At 49.2% G+C, this 22,554-nt stretch carries 14 protein-coding genes; 8 read left to right on the top strand and 6 right to left on the bottom strand.

What is annotated here, in order from left to right:
- Positions 1–7: 7 nt before the first annotated feature.
- From IC230_RS25055 to IC230_RS25030, 6 genes are all read right to left on the bottom strand, one after another.
- Entirely contained in the window at positions 8–1,690 is a 1,683-nt protein-coding gene (locus IC230_RS25055) for a hypothetical protein (protein ID WP_191041811.1), read from the bottom strand.
- A gap of 13 nt (positions 1,691–1,703) precedes the next feature.
- The gene (locus tag IC230_RS25050) at positions 1,704–3,053 is read right to left on the bottom strand and encodes a DoxX family protein (protein WP_317171837.1); all 1,350 of its coding nucleotides are present in this window, start codon (positions 3,051–3,053) and stop codon (positions 1,704–1,706) included.
- Between the two features lie 103 nt (positions 3,054–3,156).
- Entirely contained in the window at positions 3,157–4,044 is an 888-nt protein-coding gene (locus IC230_RS25045; RefSeq protein WP_191041810.1) for a cyanophycinase, read from the bottom strand.
- A 53-nt stretch (positions 4,045–4,097) separates the two neighbouring features.
- Positions 4,098–5,441: a RagB/SusD family nutrient uptake outer membrane protein gene (locus IC230_RS25040; RefSeq protein WP_191041809.1), complete on the bottom strand. Its 1,344-nt coding sequence runs from the start codon at positions 5,439–5,441 to the stop codon at positions 4,098–4,100.
- Between the two features lie 52 nt (positions 5,442–5,493).
- Positions 5,494–8,493: a SusC/RagA family TonB-linked outer membrane protein gene (locus IC230_RS25035; protein ID WP_191041808.1), complete on the bottom strand. Its 3,000-nt coding sequence runs from the start codon at positions 8,491–8,493 to the stop codon at positions 5,494–5,496.
- Between the two features lie 152 nt (positions 8,494–8,645).
- The gene (locus IC230_RS25030) at positions 8,646–8,942 is read right to left on the bottom strand and encodes a hypothetical protein (RefSeq protein ID WP_191041807.1); all 297 of its coding nucleotides are present in this window, start codon (positions 8,940–8,942) and stop codon (positions 8,646–8,648) included.
- Between the two features lie 757 nt (positions 8,943–9,699).
- On the opposite strand from IC230_RS25030, the gene IC230_RS25025 reads away from it, so the two are divergent.
- From IC230_RS25025 to IC230_RS24990, 8 genes are all read left to right on the top strand, one after another.
- On the top strand, positions 9,700–10,122 hold the full coding sequence (locus tag IC230_RS25025) for an RrF2 family transcriptional regulator (protein WP_191041806.1): 423 nt from the start codon (positions 9,700–9,702) through the stop codon (positions 10,120–10,122).
- Positions 10,123–10,617: 495 nt separating this feature from the next.
- Positions 10,618–13,821 (top strand): SusC/RagA family TonB-linked outer membrane protein, encoded by a 3,204-nt coding sequence (locus tag IC230_RS25020; RefSeq protein WP_223860832.1) that lies wholly within the window; start codon positions 10,618–10,620, stop codon positions 13,819–13,821.
- 18 nt (positions 13,822–13,839) lie between these two features.
- Positions 13,840–15,318 carry a RagB/SusD family nutrient uptake outer membrane protein gene (locus tag IC230_RS25015; RefSeq protein ID WP_191041805.1) on the top strand — a complete coding sequence of 493 codons (1,479 nt, stop codon included), beginning with the start codon at positions 13,840–13,842 and terminating at the stop codon, positions 15,316–15,318.
- Between the two features lie 58 nt (positions 15,319–15,376).
- Entirely contained in the window at positions 15,377–16,807 is a 1,431-nt protein-coding gene (locus IC230_RS25010; protein WP_191041804.1) for a sulfatase family protein, read from the top strand.
- A gap of 21 nt (positions 16,808–16,828) precedes the next feature.
- Complete coding sequence (locus tag IC230_RS25005) at positions 16,829–18,298, top strand: sulfatase family protein (RefSeq protein WP_191041803.1); 1,470 nt, start codon at positions 16,829–16,831, stop codon at positions 18,296–18,298.
- Positions 18,299–18,817: 519 nt separating this feature from the next.
- The gene (locus IC230_RS25000; protein WP_191041802.1) at positions 18,818–19,438 is read left to right on the top strand and encodes a thioredoxin family protein; all 621 of its coding nucleotides are present in this window, start codon (positions 18,818–18,820) and stop codon (positions 19,436–19,438) included.
- Positions 19,439–19,551: 113 nt separating this feature from the next.
- A complete protein-coding gene (locus IC230_RS24995; protein WP_191041801.1) occupies positions 19,552–20,100 on the top strand; it encodes a sll1863 family stress response protein in 549 nt (182 codons plus the stop codon).
- Between the two features lie 178 nt (positions 20,101–20,278).
- Positions 20,279–22,393 (top strand): peptidylprolyl isomerase, encoded by a 2,115-nt coding sequence (locus IC230_RS24990; protein ID WP_191041800.1) that lies wholly within the window; start codon positions 20,279–20,281, stop codon positions 22,391–22,393.
- Positions 22,394–22,554: the final 161 nt, after the last annotated feature.

Here is a 22,554-nt window from a genome sequence, read left to right as displayed (position 1 = left end):
TCAAAGACTAATACGTACCGGCATTCAGTGTACTTTTCGACAGGGCGTAGGGCCGATCGACCCGATCCAATACGACGTAAATTGAATCCTTGTTTTCGTTAATACCCGTCAGAATAACGTGCGATCCGTCGGTGGTCTGGTAATTTAGAATCATCCGCTTGCGTTTGCCATTTTCCATACGGGCTTCGGAGTTGATGCCTTTCGTCCGTCGGGTGGTGCGGGCAATGGCGTCAATTTTCGAATCTTCTGGTCCGATACTAGCCAGCGCAGTCGCCGGAATCCAGTTATCGGTTGATTTCTCAGATCTGGCTTTACGATTCGATTTGCCCTTTTTGTTATCTGATCCGGAAGGTGAATCGCCTTCACCCCGGCGTCCGTCGAACGGGCGGTATTTATCCTGCAGATACAAAACGTGACTGATCGGGTCAGCATCGTAATAAAAAACCCGCTGACCACCCGCTACGCCCGTCAACTCGAAGGTTCGGTTGAGGTCCCGCATGGGTGAGCCACCGCCGTTTGACAAATCCAGCGGCACGGCACGATTCACTTTATACGTTAGGGTCGACCAGTTTTCAAACGTAGCTTCCTGCCAGCGTACCGAATCCACTGGCGAATAAGGAATTGACTGATTATTAAGTCGAAACTCGGTTATAGCGTAGTTACCCCGAAGCTCCCGAATGCCTTTCTGAGCGGGCTGCTTGTACGGATCGTACCGGAAATTGAGGTATTGAATCCAGCCTAACAAAACCAGGAAAATGCCAATGGTGGCTGTTTTCAAACTAATGCGGACTCCCTGCTGCCACCGGTTTAAGCGGGGATAGAAATGCACGGGAATTGTGAACTGCTCCCGAATCAGGAGATTATACAGGTCCCGAACGTAGTATATCAGCAGGAAACCGGCCAGCAGCACGAAATAAGAACTGTAACCATGAACACCTCCATCATAAGCGAGATTAACGTAAACAATGTCCGCCAGCGCACCGAAGAGCAGCACAGAACCCCAGAACGTAGTGGCCCGGAAGAACAGCAGAGCACCCGCCAGCACTTCCACAACGCCGGTGAAGACCTCATACCAGGGTGCAATACCGATGGATAGCCAGTAAATTTTCTGCGCCGTTAGATCGCCGAAGTTGGTGTTGAGCAAGCCCAATGACGGATAGGGTAGTTGGGTTGGCATTAGTTTGGTAAAACCGAAGCCGATGATTCCGATGCCCGCGCGGTAGCGAACGACGACCCGAAGCCAGTAATAGAGCAAATTGTAATTACGTGGTTCCGCTTTTCGAAGGCGAACGATGGCCGTCCAGACCAGCCCGAGGACCGTAGTGACAAGCAGGATAAATACCCATTCCCCGTAGCCCATCCAGGCAGGCCACCAGTTTACGCGACCCAGCATGTTCGGCTGAAAGCGCGCAACGTCGTACAGGTCACGATAATGCAGGTGCAGCCAGTCGAGCGAGGTGACGTTTTTGTACCAATTCACGCCGGTTGGGATCGACATGACGATAAAGAAAATAAAAGCTATGCGGAACAGTATTTTCTGCCCGCTTGTCCAGTCGTAAAAGCGTTTGGGTGATCCAGCCGAAGAACCAGCTGTAGTAGCTTGTTGGGTAGGTTCGTAAATAGCGACCAGTTCTTCAGACGAGACCAGCCCTAAGTCTGACCGTTCAGGATTGATATTCGGAAGTGCCATTGGTACGTAATGGTTAGAGTTTGAGTATACCCCGCCGACCTGCTTTAGCTGCCTCGTGGAGCAAGTATTTTTTATCCAGTTTGTGAAGTACGGCGTAGACCGAATCCCGGTTTTCGTTCAGTCCCGACAGGATGAAGTCATTGTTACCGGCCTGGTTATAGCGTAGCGTCAGGGTTTCGTTCGGATAATTTGGATTGCGGTTTTTCAGCGTCAGTACGTGCTGAACCGAATCAACCTGATAGGTATAATAGTGCCGTCCTGCCGCCCCGGCTTCTTCGTATGTCCGGTCCGTGTCTGCCGAGTGAATCTGTTCGGTTTCCACCCGGTCGAGCAGAACGGGCCGATTTGATTTGATGCTGATCGTATTCCAGGTTTCAAAGACAACGTCCTGCCAGCGCACCGAATCCGTTTTCGAATAGGGGAGGGCCTGACCAGCTAGTTTAAATTTGGCCACGTCATAAACACCGGTAGCGCCCGATAAACCGGGCGTTTGGGGAAACTGGTACGGACCCGTCCGATAAGCCGCGTAGGTTTTGTAGCCGTACACGACGACGGCAAAAACGATAAACGCACTTTTTAACGCGAGACGACCGTAACGTTGCCAGGCTTCTGTTAGTACGGGTTTAAACCGGTTAGGTGCCGCCGGTTGCTCCAGCGAAACCAGTCGAAACAGCCGAACGGCGTCGAAAGCAAACAAAAACAGGGCATACGTAATGAGCAGAAAACTGTAGATATGCTCACCGCCTTCATAAGCCAGGTTCGACATGAAGATATTTCCCAGAAACGGAATGATGATCAACATAGCGATCGACGTCGTTTTCCGGTTCAGCAGGAGTAAGCCGCCCAGAATTTCGATCAGCCCCAGAAACGACTCGTAGGAAGGCACAATTCCCAGACTCATCGAAAATAATTTCCAGGCCGTAAAATCGCCGTAGGCGGTGTTGAGGTTGCTGAGGGAAGGCAGGGGTGCCTGCATCGGAAACAGTTTCAGGAACCCGTACGCCAAAACACCAATAGCCAGTCGATAGCGAAGAATGACCCGTAACCAATAATAGAGTTCGGTGTAATGCTGACGTTGTGGATCGCGGAATGACCAGACTATGGTGCCCACTAACGCAATGAGTGCGACAATGGCCCAGTTGGCAAATGTATCAGTAGGACCGAAAAAATGCGGAGCATAACGCGATAGGTTAAACAGGTCACGGTAGTAAAATCTTCCCCAATCAATCGTAAACAGATCATAATAGAACCGCCAATCGAGTGGAACCGCCTGAAGGATGAAATAAAGAAAAGCGAAGCGAAAAACGATCCGTTCGGCACTCGTCCAGGTTGAGAAAGTAGCAGATTTAGCTTCGGACATCATTATAATTTATTAAACTCAAGGTCTATAGATTTACTATTTTTATAGATATGGGTAGGCGTTCTTGCTGTGGTGTCGGGTTTGAACACCCGACACCACGATGGCATTACTTAGCTGGTTCGTTCGGGCGTGATGGCGGCTGGTTGATCACTTTACGTGCTTTCAGATCAAACTTCTGCCCTTTACCAAGAAAATAGAACGGCCCACCCGTGCTGTTTTGGCCCGATGGATATTTGGCACTGTTGGCAATCTGATTCGCTTCATAAATACCGACGTATGAGTTGCCAATCACATCGAATGAATTCTGTTGCACCACAATCGCTGTGCTTTCGTCGATGGCAATACCAAGTAATTCGGGGCGAGTTTTAATTACGTCAATCAGGTCGAACTGGCGGTTCCGGCGCAAAAAGTGCTGATCAATTGTCACATTGTGAATAAAATCCAGTCCCTGCGTATGATCGCCGATCATGATCGAGTTGCCTTTGGTATCGCCCCGAACCATAAACGAGCCCAGAATTGTTGCGCCCGCCGACGTACCACCAATAACCCCGCCCCGTTCCAGCACCGCCTTGAATTCTTTGTGAGCCAGCGTATTCAAGTATGAATCGGCCAGGCGCCAGTGACGACCGCCTACAAACCAGATACCCGTTGCGTTACGGACCGGCGCGACAAACGATTCCTGATTCGCCACTTTGGGATCGCGGGTGTGCAAAACGGTAATGTTTTTAACACCCAGACTAAGTAGCTTTTCCTTTTCGCGGGGAGCGCTCATTGCCGACGAATCTTCGCCCGCCGTTGGAATAATCACGATGTTGGCAGCGGCTGGACCACCAGCCAGTTCCAAGAATCGGTTCCAGATCTCGGGTCCCATGGTACCCCCGCCGACAATTACCAGCGATCCTTTTTCTGGACCTACCGTTTGGGGAGTCTGGGCATGAACGTAGCCAGCGAATAGTCCTAAAAAAAGGAACGTAGAAAAGACTTGTTTTTTCATCTCAATGTTTTGGTTATCAGTCAGTAGTTTTATCAATACTCGACTGTATAAAGTTAATATCCTTTATTCTGGGTAAGAGCTTTATCGGCTAATATTTCGCTGTTCGGAATGGGTAATACGTATTTGTTGGCATCCGTGATACCCAGCACAGCCGCCACCCGGCCCGTTCGTACCAGATTGAACCAGCGGTCGGTCTCGAAGGGAAATTCAACCTGCCGTTCGGCTTCGATGGCCAGCAGGAGAGCGTCTTTGGTAGAAGCCTGAGCGAGTGGTACGCCCGCCCGATCACGAACCGCATTCAGATCAGCGAGAGCAGTCGTTGTTTTGCCCAGCTGCGCGCGTGCTTCGGCACGTATCAGATACAGTTCGGCGATACGTATCACATACGCCGGATCGGTGCCAAGCGGTGTTCGGTAATAGAGTTTGCCGTACCATAGATTGCCGGGAGGAGCGGTTTGGGCAATCAACTCCTTGCGGTTGCCACCTACGTTCGGATTGTTCAGCAACGTAACCAGATTTGCGTTTGGTGCCCATTCGCGTCGACCGCTCAGGGCCGGCGGTAACCACCAGTTGTAATGACCATTCTTAAACGAATTCGTGTAGGCAATCTCGAAAATCGATTCGGACGTAGCGGCAGCGTTGTTGGCGAAGAAAGCATTGTAGGGTTTCGCCAGTTTGTAATTGGTGGCATCGTCGATGAGTTTACTGGCATAGGTTTCGGCCTGCTCCCATTCCTGCCGATATAGGTGATAACGCGAACGTAACGCCCAGACGGTTTTCCGGGTTACTTTGTTGCGATTGGTGGTCGTCCCCAGCAACGGTTCGGCCGCGGTCAGATCCTTTAGCACCTGTGCATACGTATCATCGACGCTACTACGGGTTATACCGGTATTGTCGGAGGGTGTGTACGTCGGTTTTAGGATCAATTGAACCCCGCCCCAGCCACGAACCAGATCGAAATACGACAACGCCCGTAGCGCGTAGGCTTCGCCCTGAATCTGAGCCTTTCGATCCGCAGTTAACTGTGGATCGGTTAGTGCCGGAACTGTTTCGAGCAGATAATTTGCCTGCAGGATCGTCCGGTAAATAGCCTGCCAGGCTGAACCTACGTAGCCGTTATCCGCCGTTAATTTCCGGGACGTAATCTCCTGCGGAGCCGATTGGGAACCCGTCCATTGAATATCTCCACCGGATAGATAGGACAGAGACGGATAGTTGGAGCCGTAATACCCATCGCTGCCTAACCGGTTGTAAAGACCATTGACGGCAGCTTCGGCGGTACTGGCGTTGGTGATTGCCTGCGACTCATCGACCTGCAATTCGGGCTGCACATCTAAAAACTTCTGGCAACCCGTAAACAAAAGAAGAAAAGGAATCAGTTTAAATGTATTTCTCATGGGAGTTGATCGTGTCGGCCTGGCTATATACTAGCCGACACGAGTCTAAATGTTAGAGAGTCAGATTAAGACCGAACTGAGCAGTCCGGGGTTGAGGGGGCGTACCTAAGTCGTAGCCCTGAGTGGTCGGATTCCCTGTAACGTTTACTTCAGGATCAGGTCCCTGATACTTACTGACAAGCCACAGATTGGAGCCATTGTAATAGACACGCGCCGAAGAAATACCAACTTTGCTTAGGATCGCTTTGGGGATCGTGTAGCCAAATACCACTGAATTAAGCCGGATAAACGAACCGTCTTCCACAAAGCGACTGGTGGGACTTAGGTTGTAATTGTTACCGATGGTCATTACACGCGGAACATCCGTAATGTCGCCTTCTTTCTGCCAGCGATTCAACTGGTTTTTGTTAATGGCCCGCCGGTCGTCTCGAGTACCGCCCGATTCATGAAAAAACCGGTTGTTGTTGAAGACTTTATTGCCGGAACTGAAATTGAAGAAAACCGACAGATCGAACCCTTTGTAGGAGAACGTATTGTTCAGACCGCCGAAAAGTTTCGGTAAAGCGCTGCCGTAGAATTGCTTATCCGCTACGGTAATCTGACCATCTTTGTTTACGTCTTCATATACGGCATCGCCCGTTTTCGGATCGACATACAGTTGCTTGTAGACGAAAAAGGCGTGAAACGGTTGGCCTTCCGCCATACGCTCGGTCGCGTAGCTGGCATCCACTGGAATCGAGAGTCGCTCGATTCGGTTTACGTTGCTGGCGATGTTAAAACTGGTATTCCACTGGAAACCGCTTTTGTTGAAGTTCAGAGAGTTGATCGCAAACTCAAGACCGCGGTTGCTGATTTCGCCATCGTTGCGGTAGATGCTGGCAAAACCCGAACTCTGCGCCAGCGGTACCTGAAGCAATAAATCGTAGGTATACTTCGAGTAGGCATTGATTTCCAGCCCAATCCGGTTGTTGAACAAGCCGACGTTCAACCCCACGTTCGTTTGTCGGGTGGTTTCCCATTTTAATTCCGGATTCGCCAGTTGAACGGGTACCGTACCGGGATTATCCTGGTAGTTATTGCCCCCGCCCCAGAGCCCGCGGGATGCGTAGTTGTCGATGCCATTCTGATTGCCGGTCCAACCGACGCTGGCCCGGATTTTTAGATCACTCAGGAACGTAGCATCCCGCAGAAAATTCTCCTGTTTCAATTGCCAGGCTACACCAGCGGAAGGAAAATAGCCCCAGCGATGACCTTGAGCGAATTTTGATGAAGCATCGGCCCGCAGACTGGCTTCAAAAAAGTATTTCCGGGCGAAGTTGTAATCGATCCGTCCAAAGAAAGAGGCCAGGTTGTACTGGTTCCGGTTCGACGATGACGTAGTGACTGACGCCGACGCGATCTGTTTAAAAGCGTCCGACGGGAAATTCGTTCCCTGTGCCAGCGTCTGGGTCGATACGTTACCCTGGAACGTGTTACCTGCCAGCACACCAACAGTATGCAGTGAACCAAACGTTTGCCGATAGGACAGCGTCTGTTCGTTGATCCAGATCGTATTTTTACTAACGCTTGATGTGGCTAACCCTTTACTGGCACTGCCTCGGTTGGTAAGCGTGTTCCAGTATTCGTATTCATTGTAGTCGTTGTAATCAATACTCCAGCTACTACGGAATTTTAAGTTGCTCAGAATATCATACTCACCGTAGATATTGCCGATGTAGCGCGTACTGGTCGAGTGCATATCCGTGTTGTTGATCAGCACGTCGAGGTTATCGAACCCGGCCCACTTGGCATACGTACCATCCGTATTGAACTTGGGCAGATAGGTTGGTGTATGAAGTGCCGCCTGGAGAATACCGCCCTGTGGTCCGTCACCGACACGGGCGTTAGTCCGATTCGATTGCGAAAAGATGTTACTCGTACCGATCCGGATCTTATCCGTAATGTCCTGGTCCAGGTTTAGTTTGAAGCTGGCTCGTGAGAAGTCGTTCGTCCGTAGCGTAGCCTGCTGACTTGTATAACCACCGCCCAGGTAAAAGCGCGTTTGCTTCGTTCCGCCCGACACCGCTACGTCATAATTCTGCAAAGCGCCTGTCCGGAAAATATCGCTTAACCGATCATAGGTGGGTTGTTCTTCGGGTAGTCCACGGCCACCCTCCGAAACCGGTCGGAATGGACGCGTTGCCGCTGGCTTACCATCATTAACCCAGGCTTCATTGATGATCGTCGCATGCTCAGGGCCGGTTACCAAATCCCAGAGTTTGGGCGCCCAGGCTTGTCCGACTGAGGCATTCAGCGTCACTTTCGTCTTGCTGTTATAGCTACCTCGTTTGGTGGTAATCAGCACAACGCCGTTGGCCGCCCGGGCTCCATAAATAGCCGTTGCTTCCGCATCTTTCAGAATCGAGATGGATTCAATATCGGCGGGGTTGATATCCGCCAGTGGATTGTTGGACTGTCCCTGGGTCGTTATTTTTTGTAATGACAGGTTATTAACAAATACACCATCCACTACGTAAAGTGGGTCATTGCTGGCATTGATCGAGGTTGTTCCCCGAATGCGAAAGAAGATACCGTCACCCGGTACGCCCGTATTAGCCGCCACCTGAACACCAGCGGCCCGCCCCTGCAATTGCTGATCGAAACTGGCTACCGGACGATTTTTGATTTCCTCGGCATTGACCTGACTAACCGAGCCAACCAGGTTTTTACGGTCCTGGGTACCGTAACCAACCACCACCACTTCGCTGAGTTGGGAAGCTGATTCCTGTAAGGTAACGGTCAGCGTAGAGGTCGAGCCAATTTTTACGGGAGTCGTCTGGTAACCAATCGCTGAAATAACCACCTCATCCCCGGCGCGCGCTTCCAGCGTAAAATGACCTTCTGCATCGGTCGTCGCTCCTTTCGTTTGGTTTTTCAGCACTACGTTTGCACCTGGCAACGGTTCGCCAGTATTGGTTCGGATCGTGCCTGACACGTGAGATGCAGTTGATTGGGCCAGCAGTCCTCCATAGGAAAGCAGCCAGATAACGCCTGCAAATAAAAGTTTTTGCATTATTTTGTTTTGGTTATGTGAAAAAAGAGACCGGTCCGACGCTTTGGTTGCCAGAGCCTTATTGTTAGCCAGCCGGAACGGCCGGTCCGACGCTTTGGTGCCGCCGTTTCGGTTTTTTTATATATGCAAAGCCCAGGGTCTATGCATAGACGTTACGTTAGTTGTTCATGAGATTCTTGCAGACTCACAATGCCACGGACCGAACGGAGTCGCTGCGTTAAGTTGTACACAGGCATCATACTGTGCCGGATTTGAATCGTTAATACACCATTTGCTCGTATACCATCAGCCTCAAAGGAGAGGGTACGAATGGCGAAGGATTCGTCTTGAGGAACGGTATTGGCGATGTCACTGACAAAATTCACCCGATCGAAACCGGCGATATAGTAGGTCACTCGCACCGTCTGCTCATAATTCGCTCGATGTGAACCTGGATTTACTGAAGACATGATTAAACCGAATGGGGAAATAATGATGAAGCAATGTCTTATGAATTCTATCGATTATGTAGGTTAAAATTACTTACTTGCTTATTGATTACTTGTTCATTTTAAAGATCAGGGAGGTTGGCTAATACCAGCAATAGTTGGCTAAATACCCTTTATCAATCAGTGATTACGAACCATATTATCGACAAGTCTCTTTAATGAATAGACAAAGGTGAATAGTCAAATTTGTATTTACAAGTAAAAGGTAGTAAAATGATAATCAATTAGTTAGCTAATAGTCTATCGAGAATTAGGAGTATATCGAACGATAATAAGTCAAAATACTCAGCTTTGGATGTAAGAAATGAAAGCTAAAATTTAGAGCGTGAGCCAGTTGAGAGTTTAGGAAGGTGGCTACAGAGAGTAGAAGACCTACTCATTGAAAAGAAAGGAAAAATTATGGTTGGTGGCTTAATCCATCTAGTGCTCGGCTCAAAGCTCACCATGATACATGGAGAATGAGTAGCTTACAAACAGACAGATGCAGAGGTAAAGAGCGAGGTGGTAGGAGGGAGAATAGATCTTTATCCTCAATGGCACTTAAATTACTATAGGCAATTCAATTTAGCCTGACACGTCGGGTTAGCAACACTTTCCAGTCTATTTTAAGTAGAAAATACATTGTCTATAGAATTAGAAGAATTTAGAATAAACCATTTTATATTTGGAGCGAAACTCTCATTACGACCATTTGCCGTATTTATAACACATCGAGCTAATGATTTCGAAGAAAGCAAAGTATGCCATTAAAGCCCTTAAAGTGCTTACCGAGGAATACCGAAAAGGACCCGTTCTGATTGCCACGATTTCTGCCAGAGAAAACATTCCCAAAAAATTCTTGGAAGCAATTTTACTGGAACTACGTAATCACGGTATTCTACAAAGTCAAAAAGGAAAGGGAGGAGGTTACCTCTTGCGGGTTGGACCGGAGCGGGTCAATCTGGCACAGGTTGTGCGCATCATTGATGGACCTATTGCCCCTACGCCCTGTGTTTCCTTAAATTTTTATGTACGCTGCGACGACTGTAAGGATGAGGAAACCTGCGCCATTCGACCCATCATGCAACAAGTTCGCGATGCGAATCTGTCAGTTTATGAAACAACAACTCTACAAATGCTGGTAGATTCAGTTAGAACGTAGACATTGCTATAAATGTGTACTACTAATTGAGTCGCGGTAGTGGATCAGTGGACAGATATTAATATTATCGCTACATAGCCTCGTTATTTTACATTTCCTTACGGCTAATTGACAGAGGCCACTTACCGTGTTGTTCTGAGCTAACTACTTCAGTGTCCTAAAAGCGCATTAAGCTCGTTTAGAGGATATAATCCATCCGGAAAACTTTACCGAAAAATTTGGAAGCGAGTACCATCCACTTCTTTCTTTGTAAATTATACTAAATCAATAGATTATAAGTACTAATACTCTATCTAATATCAGGACTATTTCGATTAATGAGCGTAAACAAAAAAAAGCGTTCCGAATAGGTAAACCAGAACTGATTATGACTCTGGAATTTGTCAACGGGTGGGGCGCAACTCTCTAGTCGTTAAAGACCGCCAATCCCTTGTCCGACAGATCATAAGCGTGATTTCTAAGAAAAAGAATAACCAAAATCTTCCTAACCGCTCAATGAAAAAAAATCTATCTCCTCTACGAACAAATCTTCTGTTGTGCCTGCTTGCCTGCGGGTATTCTGGATGGTCACAGCTTATTTCCACGGGCAACGTATTGACGGCCAGAGCTACCCCTATCAGCCCCCTGCAAAACAGGATATCCACCATTATCCCTGCTACCGAAGTGGTTACCGGAAAGGTGACCGACGAACGGGGTGAAGGCCTGCCGGGCGTCAACGTATTGATTAAAGGCACAAATCAGGGCACCACAACCGATGCATCGGGGGCATTTAAGCTGACGGTTCCCGACGGGGCCACTACGTTGGTATTTTCGTTTGTCGGCTACCTGTCGAAGGAAGAGGTGGTCGGTAACCGAACTGCATTACAGGTGGTGCTTACCACGGATACTAAAGCCTTGAAAGAGGTTTTGGTGGTTGGCTACGGTACGCAACGGGCGCGTGACGTAACAGGCTCCGTTGCTTCCATTAACCAAACCGCCATTAAAGACCTGCCGGTTTCGACTCTCGACCAGAAAATGATTGGCCAGGTGGCAGGGGTGCAGATTCAACAACCGTCTGGGTCGCCGGGCGCTGGTACGTCGGTTCGGATTCGGGGAAGTGGTTCGCTTGGCGCGGGAAATGAGCCCCTCTACGTAGTAGATGGAATGCCCTATTCGTCGGGTCTGAACCAAAGTCTAAACCCACTGCTGCTTATCAATCCGAATGATATTGAGTCTATTACTATTCTGAAAGATGCCTCATCGACAGCCATCTATGGGTCGCGCGGCTCGAACGGGGTTGTCATGATTACGACCAAACAGGGCCAGTATAACAGAACGCAGGTGACGGCCAGTGTGATGCGAGGTGTGCAGCAGGTCCCGATGAAAGGACGCCCCAAACTGATGAACCAGCAGGAATACATTGATTTTCAGCGTAACCGCATCGACATCGCCGTTCGCCGGACCGAAAACCGCGAACCGACCATCAATGATTATCCAGTCGAGTACCGCAACCCTGAACAACTGGTCGGCAAAGGCACCGACTGGTATGATCTCTTACTGCAGGCTGCGCCCATTCAGGATTACAACGTGAACATCAACAAAGGATCGGAGGATTCGCGGTTGAGTATCGGGCTGGGCTATTTTAAACAGGATGGCGTATTGAAGTATACGGGCGTGGAGCGCTACAGCGCCCGCCTGGGCCTCGAATCGAATTTAGGTAAGGCGATTAAAGTAGGGGCTTCGCTCCAGCCGACGTTCATTATCCAGAACCGTACCAATACTAACACTAGCCGCGAAGATGTGATTGGGGTAGCCAACTGGGCCAACCCGGTTCTGTCGCCCTACGATGCCACGGGTAATCTGGTTCCTTACCTCACGTCGCCACAGAGCAAGTATCATTCGGCCTGGAGCTTTGCGAACCCGTTGTTCGTACTTCGGGAAACTACTCAATCGCAACGCCAGTTTCAAAACCTGGGAAACGCGTTTGTCGAGTGGAACATTATTCCGAATCTGACGGCTCGCACCTCGCTCAACACTATCTGGTCGACGTCTAAGTTTTCTCAGTACATACCAAGCATAGTAGGAGGGCCCAACCGCCCGCCCGCGGCCGGAACGGGTAGCTCGATCAATTGGAACAGTGAGACCTTCAACTGGCTTATCGAAAACACGCTGACTTATAAAAAGACGGTCGGGAACCACCGGATCGATGCCCTGGCCGGGTACACTACCCAGAAAAGCTCAACTAACCGAATAGATCTGACGGCCGGCCCCTATCCCAATGATTTGGTACAGACCATTAATGCGGCCCCGACCATCAATGCGTGGGGACAGGCCGTTAACGAATGGAGCATCATATCGTATCTGGGACGTATTAACTACGGTTTCAAAGACAAATACCTGCTGACAGCCACGCTACGTTCCGATGGCTCCTCGCGGTTTGGTTCGCAGAGCCGGTACGCTACGTTCCCCTCGCTGGCTGGTGCGTGGCGTATTTCGGAAGAAGATTTTCTCAGGAATAACCGCTACGTTAACAGCCTCAAGCTGCGGGTGAGTTACGGACGTAGCGGCAACAACAACATCGGTGATTATTCGCACCTGGCGTCCATCAACCCCGGTTCGTATGTGTTTGGCAATACGCAGGTTACGGCTTCATACGTGGGGCTGTCCAACCCGTATCTGACCTGGGAAGAATCGGAACAGGTCGATGCTGGGCTCGATGTGGAACTACTGAATAGCCGCGTATCGCTGACCCTCGATTATTACAACCGTACCAGCAAAAACATGCTGCTGAACGACGTCATTCCGGCCATTACGGGCTTCAATACGCAGGTGGTCAACAAGGGGAATGTGCGGAATCAGGGGGTTGAATTATCGCTGGGTGTGCGTCCGCTAGTGGGGGAATTGAAATGGGACGTTAACGCGAACATTGCTTTCAATCGGAACAAAGTCCTCGCCCTGAACGACAACGGCGACCGAATTTTATCGGGCAATAACGACAGCAACCCGACGCACATTACGGTAGTGGGTCAACCCATTGGTCAGTTCTTTGGCTTTGTGCTCGAAGGCGTCTATTCCGATGCCGACATCGCCGATCCGAATCTGATCAAAACGCAGCAGGTATACGCGGGAAATCCGAAATACAAGGACGTCAACGGTGACGGCATGATTAACGACTTTCTGGACTATACCATCATCGGCAATCCACATCCCAAATTTACCTACGGCCTGACGAATAATTTGACCTATAAACGGTTCAACCTCGGCTTCATTATCAATGGGCAATACGGCGGACAAGTGATGAACGGCTTGCGGCAGACGGTCGATAACTTACAGGGCTTTTTCAACGTCCGGCAGGAATGGGTAAATCGCTGGCGGAGTTCGTCAAATCCGGGAACCGGTATGCTGTATGGCGTACCGAAACTGACGCCAAGCTGGGGGCACCGGGTTAATACGTTATGGGTCGAGGATGCGTCGTTCCTGCGTATCGCCAACGTATCACTGGGCTACTCCTTACCGGATAATCTGGTCAAAAAAACGGGCTTCATCAGTGGTTGCCGATTCTATCTGACGATTCAGAATCTGGCCATGTTTACCCGCTACGAAGGTGCGAATCCCGAAGGTCAGTCGCAGAGTATCAATAACACGCTGGCGCCGGGTTTCGATATGTCTTCCTATCCATTGGCCCGCACCACCTCAGTTGGACTTAATCTGCAATTCTAACGCTATACTGGACTTGTCATGAAATACATAATTGCTACGTTTATCATACTAATGCTCTCGGGTTGTAACAAGAGTTTCCTGGAACTATACCCGAAAGCCACCCTGAACGAAGGGAATTTTTACCAGAGCGAAGTTGAATACATTCTGCTGGCTAACGGTTGCTACGTTCCGATGCGGGATTACGAAAAAGCATACCATTGGGTTTTGGCCGAGCTAATTTCCGACAACGCCAGTTTTCAGAACAATACCCGCATTGGCGAAGCGGCTCGTGGGGTCATTGATCAGTTCATTCTGGTATCGGATAACGCTACGTATTCCAACTTCTGGAACCTGTCGTACAATGGCGTCACCCGATGCAATAAACTACTGGCCGAACTGGATCGTCCGAACGTAAACTGGTCGAAACTATCGTACAAAGACCGGTGTGCGGGCGAAGCACTGTTTCTGCGGGCGTTGTATTATTTCAACCTCGTCCGTCAGTTTGGTGGCGTACCGTTGGTGCTGACGCCGATTGCTTCGCTGGATGCCGTTGGCGTGAAACGGTCTTCGGAGCAGCAGGTTTACGACGCCATCATCAGCGATCTCAAAGAGGCTGCCAGCCATTTTGCCAAAGCGAACGACGTAGCGGAAGTCGGGCGCGCCAATGAAACGGCAGCTCTTTCCCTGCTCGGCAAAGTGTACCTGACCAGAGGCAATTATGCCGAAGCCGAACCCGTCCTGAAATCAGTGATTACAGCAGGAAAATACAGTTTACAACCTAACTACGCCGACCTGTTCAATCCTGCCAGTAAGGATACCAAAGAAACTATCTTCGCCATTCAGTATTCTGAAAACAGCGCGGAACTGGCCAATCGGTTTATTTTTCTGTTCGCTCCGCATACGTCGGCTGGAGCAGTCACGAAGCGCCCAAATATTAATATCATTTCGGCGGGTTGGAATCAGCCGACCCAGGATTTAATTAACGCGTTTGACGCGGGTGACAAGCGGAAAGACGTATCGATTGCCTATTGGACAGGTGCCGACTGGGACTCGCAGGTGCGTCCAATTCCCTACTGCAATAAATACAAAGCCCCGGTCAGTGCACCCGATGATCGTTCTGGTGATAACCTGCCCATACTACGATACTCCGACGTCTTGCTGATGTATGCCGAAGTACTGAACGAGCAGGGTCGTACGGGCGAAGCGATTCCGTACGTGCAACAGGTACGTACCCGCGCTGGGCTGACAAATCCGTTGACCGGGCTGGACAAAACGGCCTTACAGACTCTGATTGCCAAAGAACGTCAGGTTGAGTTTTGCTTCGAAAATCAGCGCTGGTATGATTTGAAACGTACTGGAAAAGCCCTGGAGGTCATGACGGCCCACGGTAAACGGGAAAAAGCCAGCAAGAATTTTCTCTATCCAGAATCGTTTACGCTGAACGCGAACAAACTGCTGGCACCCATCCCGGTCATTGAAGTGTCCGTGAATAAATTAGACCAGAATCCGGGATATTAATCAAAAGCCAGGCCGCACAGCGGACCGTTCCGGCCTGGCCCAAACAAACTGATACGTTGTGAAGCGATCTATTACGTTACTTTTAGTCGTTGTGGCAGCCACAGCGCTACGGCCGCTGCCCGTTCAGCAGACAGTCCCAGCGACGCCCCCGAATATTATTTTTCTGCTTGCCGACGACCAGCGCTGGGATGCGTTAGGCGTAGCCGGAAATTCGGTGATTCAGACACCGAATCTGGACAAACTGGCTCGTGAAGGATTTTACTTTCAACGGTCTTACGTCACTACGCCCATCTGTGCTGTGAGCCGGGCCAGTATTCTGAGCGGCCAGTATGCTCGCCGACACGGAATCGTCGATTTTGCCAAACCGTTCTCCGATTCGGCGCTGGCGCAAACGTACCCGCTTGTGCTCCGTAAGCAGGGCTACCGGACGGGCTTCATTGGTAAGTACGGCGTGGGCGATGATATGCCTGCCAACCAGTATGACTACTGGAAAGGCTTCAAAGGGCAGGGGCAATACGCGGCTAAAGATGCGCAGGGAAAACTCATTCACCTGACCGATCTGATGGGTCAGCAAATGGACGAATTTCTGACGACCAATCCGAAAGGAAGGCCGTTCTGTTTGTCGGTGAGTTTCAAAGCTCCCCACGCGCAGGATGGTGCTAAAATCGAATTTCCTTACGCTGACCGGTTCGATGATCTGTATAAAGATCAGACGCTGAAACGCCCGGCGGCTTCGGCTGACAAGTACTATCAGCAATTTCCTGACTGGTTTCGGCATAACGACCAGAACGAGTCGCGTATTCGCTGGAGTCGTCGGTTTGCGAATGATTCGCTATTTCAGCAGATTACAAAATCGTATTTCCGACTCATTACGGGTATTGACGACGTCGTGGGAAATCTGCGCCGGTCGCTTCAGGAACGTGGTTTGGCGGAGAACACCATCATCGTCTATACCAGCGACAACGGCTTTTATTTTGGCGAATACGGCTTTGCCGATAAATGGTACGGCCACGAGCTTTCGATCCGCGTACCTCTCATCATTTACGACCCACGTCGCCCGAACTGGCATGGACGTACCACGAATCAATATACGCTCAACATCGACCTGGCTCCTACATTGCTAACGCTGGCCGGTGCGCCGATTCCAAAACGAATGCAGGGCCGTAGTCTGACGGAGTTAATGGACAACCGCGACAGTGGTGATGCGGCACACCGATCGCCCAAAATTCCGTGGCGGACGGAGTTCTTTTTCGAACATCTGGTGAATCTGCCGACGGTATTTATTCCGCAAACGGAAGGCGTATTGAGTCAGGATAGAAAATACGTGCATTACTTCAACTTGCGCGAGCCGACCGATTCCTACGAGGAAGTCTATAACCTGAAAACTGATCCGCAGGAACTAACCAACCTGGCCACCCTGCCACAGGGCAAATCACTGAAAAACACACTATTGCCAACCTTTAACCGACTCAAAGCTGCTGCTCAATAACGCCCATAATTAACTACGTTTATGAATCACTTCACCATAGGCGCGGCAAGTGCCTTTTTAACCGGCTGGATGCTCTGGCTTTCTCCCGCACCCATAAAGCCCACTACGTCGGTTCCGGCGGAAAATCGTAAACCCAATATTGTGATCGTTATGGCCGATCAGTGGCGGGCCGAGGCATTTGGGTATGCCGGGAATCGCGATGTGATCACCCCCAATCTGGACAAACTCGCTGGCGAGTCAACCAATGCCCGTTATTGCGTAGCATCGGTTCCTGTTTGCTCGCCAAGCCGGGCCAGTCTGCTGACGGGGCAACATGCGCATACCCACGGTGTATTTTACAATGACCGACCCCTCCGGAGTGAAGCCGTTACGTTAGCCGAAGTTTGCCAGCAAAACGGCTATCAGACGGGATTTATCGGAAAATGGCACATTAACGGAAGCCTGTCGAAAGATTACGCGCCGGGGCGAGTAGCGCCCATTCCAGCCAACCGTCGGCAGGGATTCGACTATTGGCGGGCATTAGAATGTACCCATAATTACAACGACTCCCCTTATTACAACGAAGTCAATACGCGGTTTGTCTGGCAGCAGTACGATGCCATCAGCCAGACGGATTCGGCCATTGCCTTTATGACCCGCAAACGTAACTCCCCTTTTCTGCTGGTGTTGGCCTGGGGACCACCGCATGACCCCTACCAAACGGCACCAAAAGAATACCGGCAGAAGTACGCTGGTAAATCCATTGCGCTACGTCCCAACGTACCTGCCAGCGATACGACCGATGCCCGGCGGGCGTTACGTGGGTACTACGCTCACATCAACGCGCTGGATGATTGCATTGGTCGATTGCAAAGTGCTCTAACAGGTGCCAATCTGGACGATAACACTATTTTTATTTTCACCTCCGATCACGGCGATATGCTGTATTCGCAGGGGGAGATTGCGAAACAGAAGCCGTGGGACGAATCCATCCGGATTCCGTTTCTGGTCAAATATCCTGCCGGACTCGGTCGCAAAGGCCGAACGCTGGACGTACCGATGACGCTGACCGACGTAATGCCAACGGTGTTGTCGATGAGTCAGCAGTCAATTCCGACGAGTGTTCAGGGGCGCGATTATGCTGCACTGATTCGGCAACCTCGCGCTCCGCGTCCCGACGATGCGGCCTTAATTGCCTGTATTGTTCCTTTTCACCAGTGGGGCTACGGCAAGGGAGGTCGCGAGTACCGGGGCGTTCGTACGTCACGCTATACGTACGTGCGCGACCTGAAAGGGCCCTGGCTTTTGTATGATAATGCACAGGACCCGCATCAGTTAACTAACGTAGTGAATCAGGCTAACATGGCTCAGACCCAGCGCCAACTGGAGGCCGTACTAACCAGGAAATTACAGGACGCCAACGACAGTTTTCTACCCGGTAACGTATACATGGAAAAATGGCACTATCCCTGGGCGACCGTCGATTCGGTAGGAAATCCCTATTATAGGTAAGAGATAGAAAAGCAGAATCTGGATTAATCGACTAGGGGCTAGTGCTTTTCAAAATAGTGCTTATAGGATAGGAGCCTGACTACATGCTATGGTCAGCAATCGCCAATGATAGTATGGTAATGATTGTTTCTATATAAATAAAGATGCTCAAATGCCGCATCAGATGAGCCTGGACGCGGCATTTGAGTATAAAGATTGCATTGAACAACTGGGTTGATAGAGAATAAACTTTTGGTTTTATTCTCTATTCATAGATTAGCCAATACTGATCTCTATCAACAGGCAATCGCTGAAGCCTACTCTGCCTTTGCCGATGGGTCTGTATGGCTACCTTTTTCCAGCTTGTTTCTAATCATAAGTCGTGTTTTTTAAGCGCTTATCTCATTACTCTTCTCAAGCCAAGTCATAATAGATACTCATCGGTGGCCAGACTAAAGCTATACTCTTAAATAGTGAGGCTGGTAGAATTAATCTTTCCTTCGAATTTGTTATCTAAAAACTAAACGGTAAAAAAATCAAATGAAACAAATTAAGAGTTGGTTGTTAACTGGGTTACTGGTTTCGTTACTGGCTCAATCGATTACGCTGGCACAAGTCACCCAGGGCTATAATTTGGGTGATGCTATCGCTGATTTCCACTTAAAAAATGTGGATGGTCGTACCGTATCACTGGCCGACTACCGAACACAGAAAGGGTTAATTGTTGTTTTTACCAGTAATCACTGCCCGTTTTCAAAAAACTACGAGGATCGGCTTATGGCATTGGATCGAAAATTTGCTCCGCAGGGCTATCCTATTCTGGCGATCATGCCCAACGACCCGGCTGCTTACGAAGATGATTCCTTTGATAATATGAAAGCCCGTGCACGCGATAGGAGTTATCCATATGCATACGTTATTGACGAAACTCAGTCGACAGCAAGAGCTTTTGGCGCTACACGTACACCGCAAGTTTACGTACTGAAACAAACGAACGGGCAATTTATTCTTGAATATGTTGGTACGGTAGATGACAGCCCGCAGGATAGTGCAAGTGCGCAACGCCGATACGTTGATGAAGCGGTCAGCAGTCTGCTCTCTGGCCGACCTGTGCAGTCTCCCATTACCAAACCCATCGGTTGTGCGATAAAATGGAAGTAAGAGAAAGTAAGAAATGATAAGCAGGGCAGGAAGAGCATTTGTTTTCCGTTCCTGCTTTTTTGGCACACCATTTGCCGAAGCAATCTGAAACAATTAAACTACACAAAACCGTTATGAAAAAGTCACAACTGATTATGACTCAAATCAAGCATGTTGCAGGAACCGTGATGTTGGTAGCCTCATTAGCACTATTACAAGCCTGCGGATCAGATAATAAGAATGAATCGCGTACAGAAGATGCGCTGGAAAAAACAGGCGATGCGATTGAAGCTGACACGAAGGACGCCACGGCTGAAGCCAAAGAGGATCTGAATGAAGCTGGTGATAAAGCAGACGCTAAAGGGGACGAAATGGCTGCTGATTTTCGACGTGAACGGGATGAAGCCGTTGCTAAAATGAACGTTCAAAAAGATAAGCTGGACGCAAAAATCGATGAACTGAAAACAAAAGCAGATCGTCAATCGGATAAAGCCAAAGCTGAAACCGAACGTCAAAAGGCAAAACTGGAGGTAGAACGCAGAGAGTTAGGCGAAGATATTGACAAAGCTAAGAACGCAACTGCCGATGCCTGGAAAGATATTAAAAGCGGCTTCAAACAGGCTGGCCGTGAAATTGGTGATGCCTTCGATAAAGCCGGCGACAAATTAGATCGGAACAATTAAGTATCGTATTGAACTATACGTACTGAGAAAAGCACCAGCGCATAATTGTGTTGGTGCTTTTTGTTGTATGAGCGTAGAGTATTTTCCTCACTTTTGTTGATAGGTCTACAAGGTTACTGCTTGTATTCCAGCGAGGAAAATTGTTATTTTGCGGGCTAAATTGTCTGTTAAAAGCGAAATGTCTGTCATTAATAAGATCAGAGAACGTTCAGGACTAGCTGTTGGCGTTATTGCTGTTAGCTTGATTCTGTTCATTGTGGGTGGTGATTTGCTCGGTGGCCGTAGTCTTCTGTTCGGCGGCAATCAGCAGGAGGTTGGCGAGATTGCTGGCCAATCCATTGACTACCAAGAATTTAATGCTAAAGTGGATGAACTTCGGGCGCAGTATGAACAACAAACCGGCCGCGCGCCTGGCGATCAGGAGCTAACTCAAATTCGTGAGCAAGCCTGGAATCAATTGCTTTTTGAAATCGCCTACCAGAAAGAGTTCGATAAACTTGGTCTGACGGTTTCTCCCGAAGAACTTGTTGATATGGTTCAGGGAAATAATATTAGCCCTACTGTTCGGCAAGCTTTTACGAATCCACAGACGGGTGTGTTTGATAAAAGCTCGATTATCAATTACCTGAAAGGATTAAAAAACCTTCCTATACAGCAACAGCAGGCCTGGGCAAGTTTTGAGAAAAATCTGAGCTCGGATCGTCTGCGTTCCAAATACGAAGGTTTAATGCGTTTAGGTACGTTTGTTACTGCCGCTGAAGCGCAAAAAGAGTATCAGTCACAAAATACCAAAGCCAATGTGAAATTCCTGTTTGTGCCGTTTTACACCATTAACGACACGACCGTTAAGGTGACGGATTCACAACTGCAGGATTATCTAACAAAGCATAAGGACGAGTATCCAGGCACGGATAGCCGGTCAATTCAGTACGTTACGTTCTCGGTAGCGCCTTCTAAGGAAGATAGTGCAACACTATACAACGATATTAAAACGCTGGCTCGTGGCTTGGGCGCTGCCACAAACGATTCAGTTTTTGCTCAGCAAAATAGCGACGTTCGTGTACCACTTTATATGACCGCAGGCGAAATGCCGGAACAATTGCGATCGTCAATTCCAACGTTCTCGCCCGGTGGTATTTACGGTCCTTTCCGCGAAGGCAATACGTATTTCATTTATAAATACGGTGGTACGAAAAAAGATACGAGCTTTACGGCCCGTGCCAGTCATATTCTGATCCAAACGAAAGGATTAGCTGATTCGGCCAAAGTCGCAGCTCGTGAGCGGGCTGAAAGTATTTTGAAACAGATTCAGGGCGGAGCTAGCTTTGAGGCACTGGCGCAAACCAACAGCCAGGACGGATCTGCGCAGGTCGGTGGTGATCTGGGGTATTTCAAAAATAACGGTCAGATGGTAAAACCATTTGAATCAGCGGTGTTTGCCGCTACGTCGGCCGGTTTGATTCCGCGTTTGATTGAAACCGAATTTGGTTACCACATTATTAAAGTAACGCAGCCTAAAACGAACGTACTGTATCGGATTGCGGCCATCGGTAAAACGATTGCTCCCAGTCAGACCACCCGTGACGAGGCCCTGCGTAAAGCCGATCAGTTTGCATCTACAGTCAATACAAAAGAAGAATTTGAAGCCAGAGTGAAGGAAGATAAGTCGTTGGTTGTTGCCACGGCTGAGCGGATTCCTGAAGGTTCTAACCAAATCAATGCCTTAACCGATGCGCGTCCAGTAGTACGCTGGGCGTTCGATGACAAAACGGAGCTTAATTCGGTATCAGAACCATTTGAAGTGGGCGATCAGTACGTAATTGCTGTACTGACCGGTAAAACAGAAAAAGACAAAGTCGAAGTAAGCGACTTCCGTAATGAGTTGACGACCAAGGTGCGTAACGAGTTGAAGGGACAACAGATTCTGACTAAACTCGGTAACGCTAGTGGTTCGCTTGAAAGCATTGCCCAGAAATACGGTGCAGGAGCTTTAGTTGAAACCGCTGACGACGTTAACCTGGCAACGGGCTTCCTGAAAAGTGCTGGTGTCGATCCAGTTGCGCTAGGGAAAGCATTCGGTCTGAAGCCTGGTAAACGTACCAAACCTTTCGTTGGCGAAGCTGGCGTCTTAGTGATGGAAACGACTTCATTAACGCCTGCACCAGCCGTTGCGGATTATGCACTTTACAAGAACCAGATCCAGCAGAATAATTCTTCGCGACTCGGCTTCTATATTAATGAAGCTATTAAAGAAGCGGCTAAGGTTGAAGATCGCCGGGCGAAGTTTTATTAATCATTCGAACCGGTTTCACATAAAAATGCCCTCACTTGTTCGCCAAGTGAGGGCATTTTTATGTGAAATCAATAGCGCGACTGGAATGTCGTATGGCCAAACGCTAAAAATTTAATGATGGCTCAATAGATTTTTACCTACGCGGCTTTCCAATTACGATA

The organism is Spirosoma validum, assembly GCF_014699035.1.
In the GTDB taxonomy this organism is placed as follows: Bacteria; Bacteroidota; Bacteroidia; order Cytophagales; family Spirosomataceae; genus Spirosoma; species Spirosoma validum.
The sequence above is the reverse complement of the archived record's forward strand: the minus strand, read 5'-3'. Positions and strand labels throughout refer to the sequence as shown.

Coding starts and splice junctions, on each gene's coding strand:
- IC230_RS25005 (WP_191041803.1), top strand. CDS start 16,829: ATGAATCACTTCACCATAGGCGCGGCAAGTGCCTTTTTAACCGGCTGG.
- IC230_RS25020 (WP_223860832.1), top strand. CDS start 10,618: ATGAAAAAAAATCTATCTCCTCTACGAACAAATCTTCTGTTGTGCCTG.
- IC230_RS25040 (WP_191041809.1), bottom strand. CDS start 5,441: ATGAGAAATACATTTAAACTGATTCCTTTTCTTCTTTTGTTTACGGGT.
- IC230_RS25030 (WP_191041807.1), bottom strand. CDS start 8,942: ATGTCTTCAGTAAATCCAGGTTCACATCGAGCGAATTATGAGCAGACG.
- IC230_RS24990 (WP_191041800.1), top strand. CDS start 20,279: ATGTCTGTCATTAATAAGATCAGAGAACGTTCAGGACTAGCTGTTGGC.
- IC230_RS25045 (WP_191041810.1), bottom strand. CDS start 4,044: ATGAAAAAACAAGTCTTTTCTACGTTCCTTTTTTTAGGACTATTCGCT.
- IC230_RS24995 (WP_191041801.1), top strand. CDS start 19,552: ATGAAAAAGTCACAACTGATTATGACTCAAATCAAGCATGTTGCAGGA.
- IC230_RS25025 (WP_191041806.1), top strand. CDS start 9,700: ATGATTTCGAAGAAAGCAAAGTATGCCATTAAAGCCCTTAAAGTGCTT.
- IC230_RS25015 (WP_191041805.1), top strand. CDS start 13,840: ATGAAATACATAATTGCTACGTTTATCATACTAATGCTCTCGGGTTGT.
- IC230_RS25000 (WP_191041802.1), top strand. CDS start 18,818: ATGAAACAAATTAAGAGTTGGTTGTTAACTGGGTTACTGGTTTCGTTA.
- IC230_RS25050 (WP_317171837.1), bottom strand. CDS start 3,053: ATGATGTCCGAAGCTAAATCTGCTACTTTCTCAACCTGGACGAGTGCC.
- IC230_RS25055 (WP_191041811.1), bottom strand. CDS start 1,690: ATGGCACTTCCGAATATCAATCCTGAACGGTCAGACTTAGGGCTGGTC.
- IC230_RS25035 (WP_191041808.1), bottom strand. CDS start 8,493: ATGCAAAAACTTTTATTTGCAGGCGTTATCTGGCTGCTTTCCTATGGA.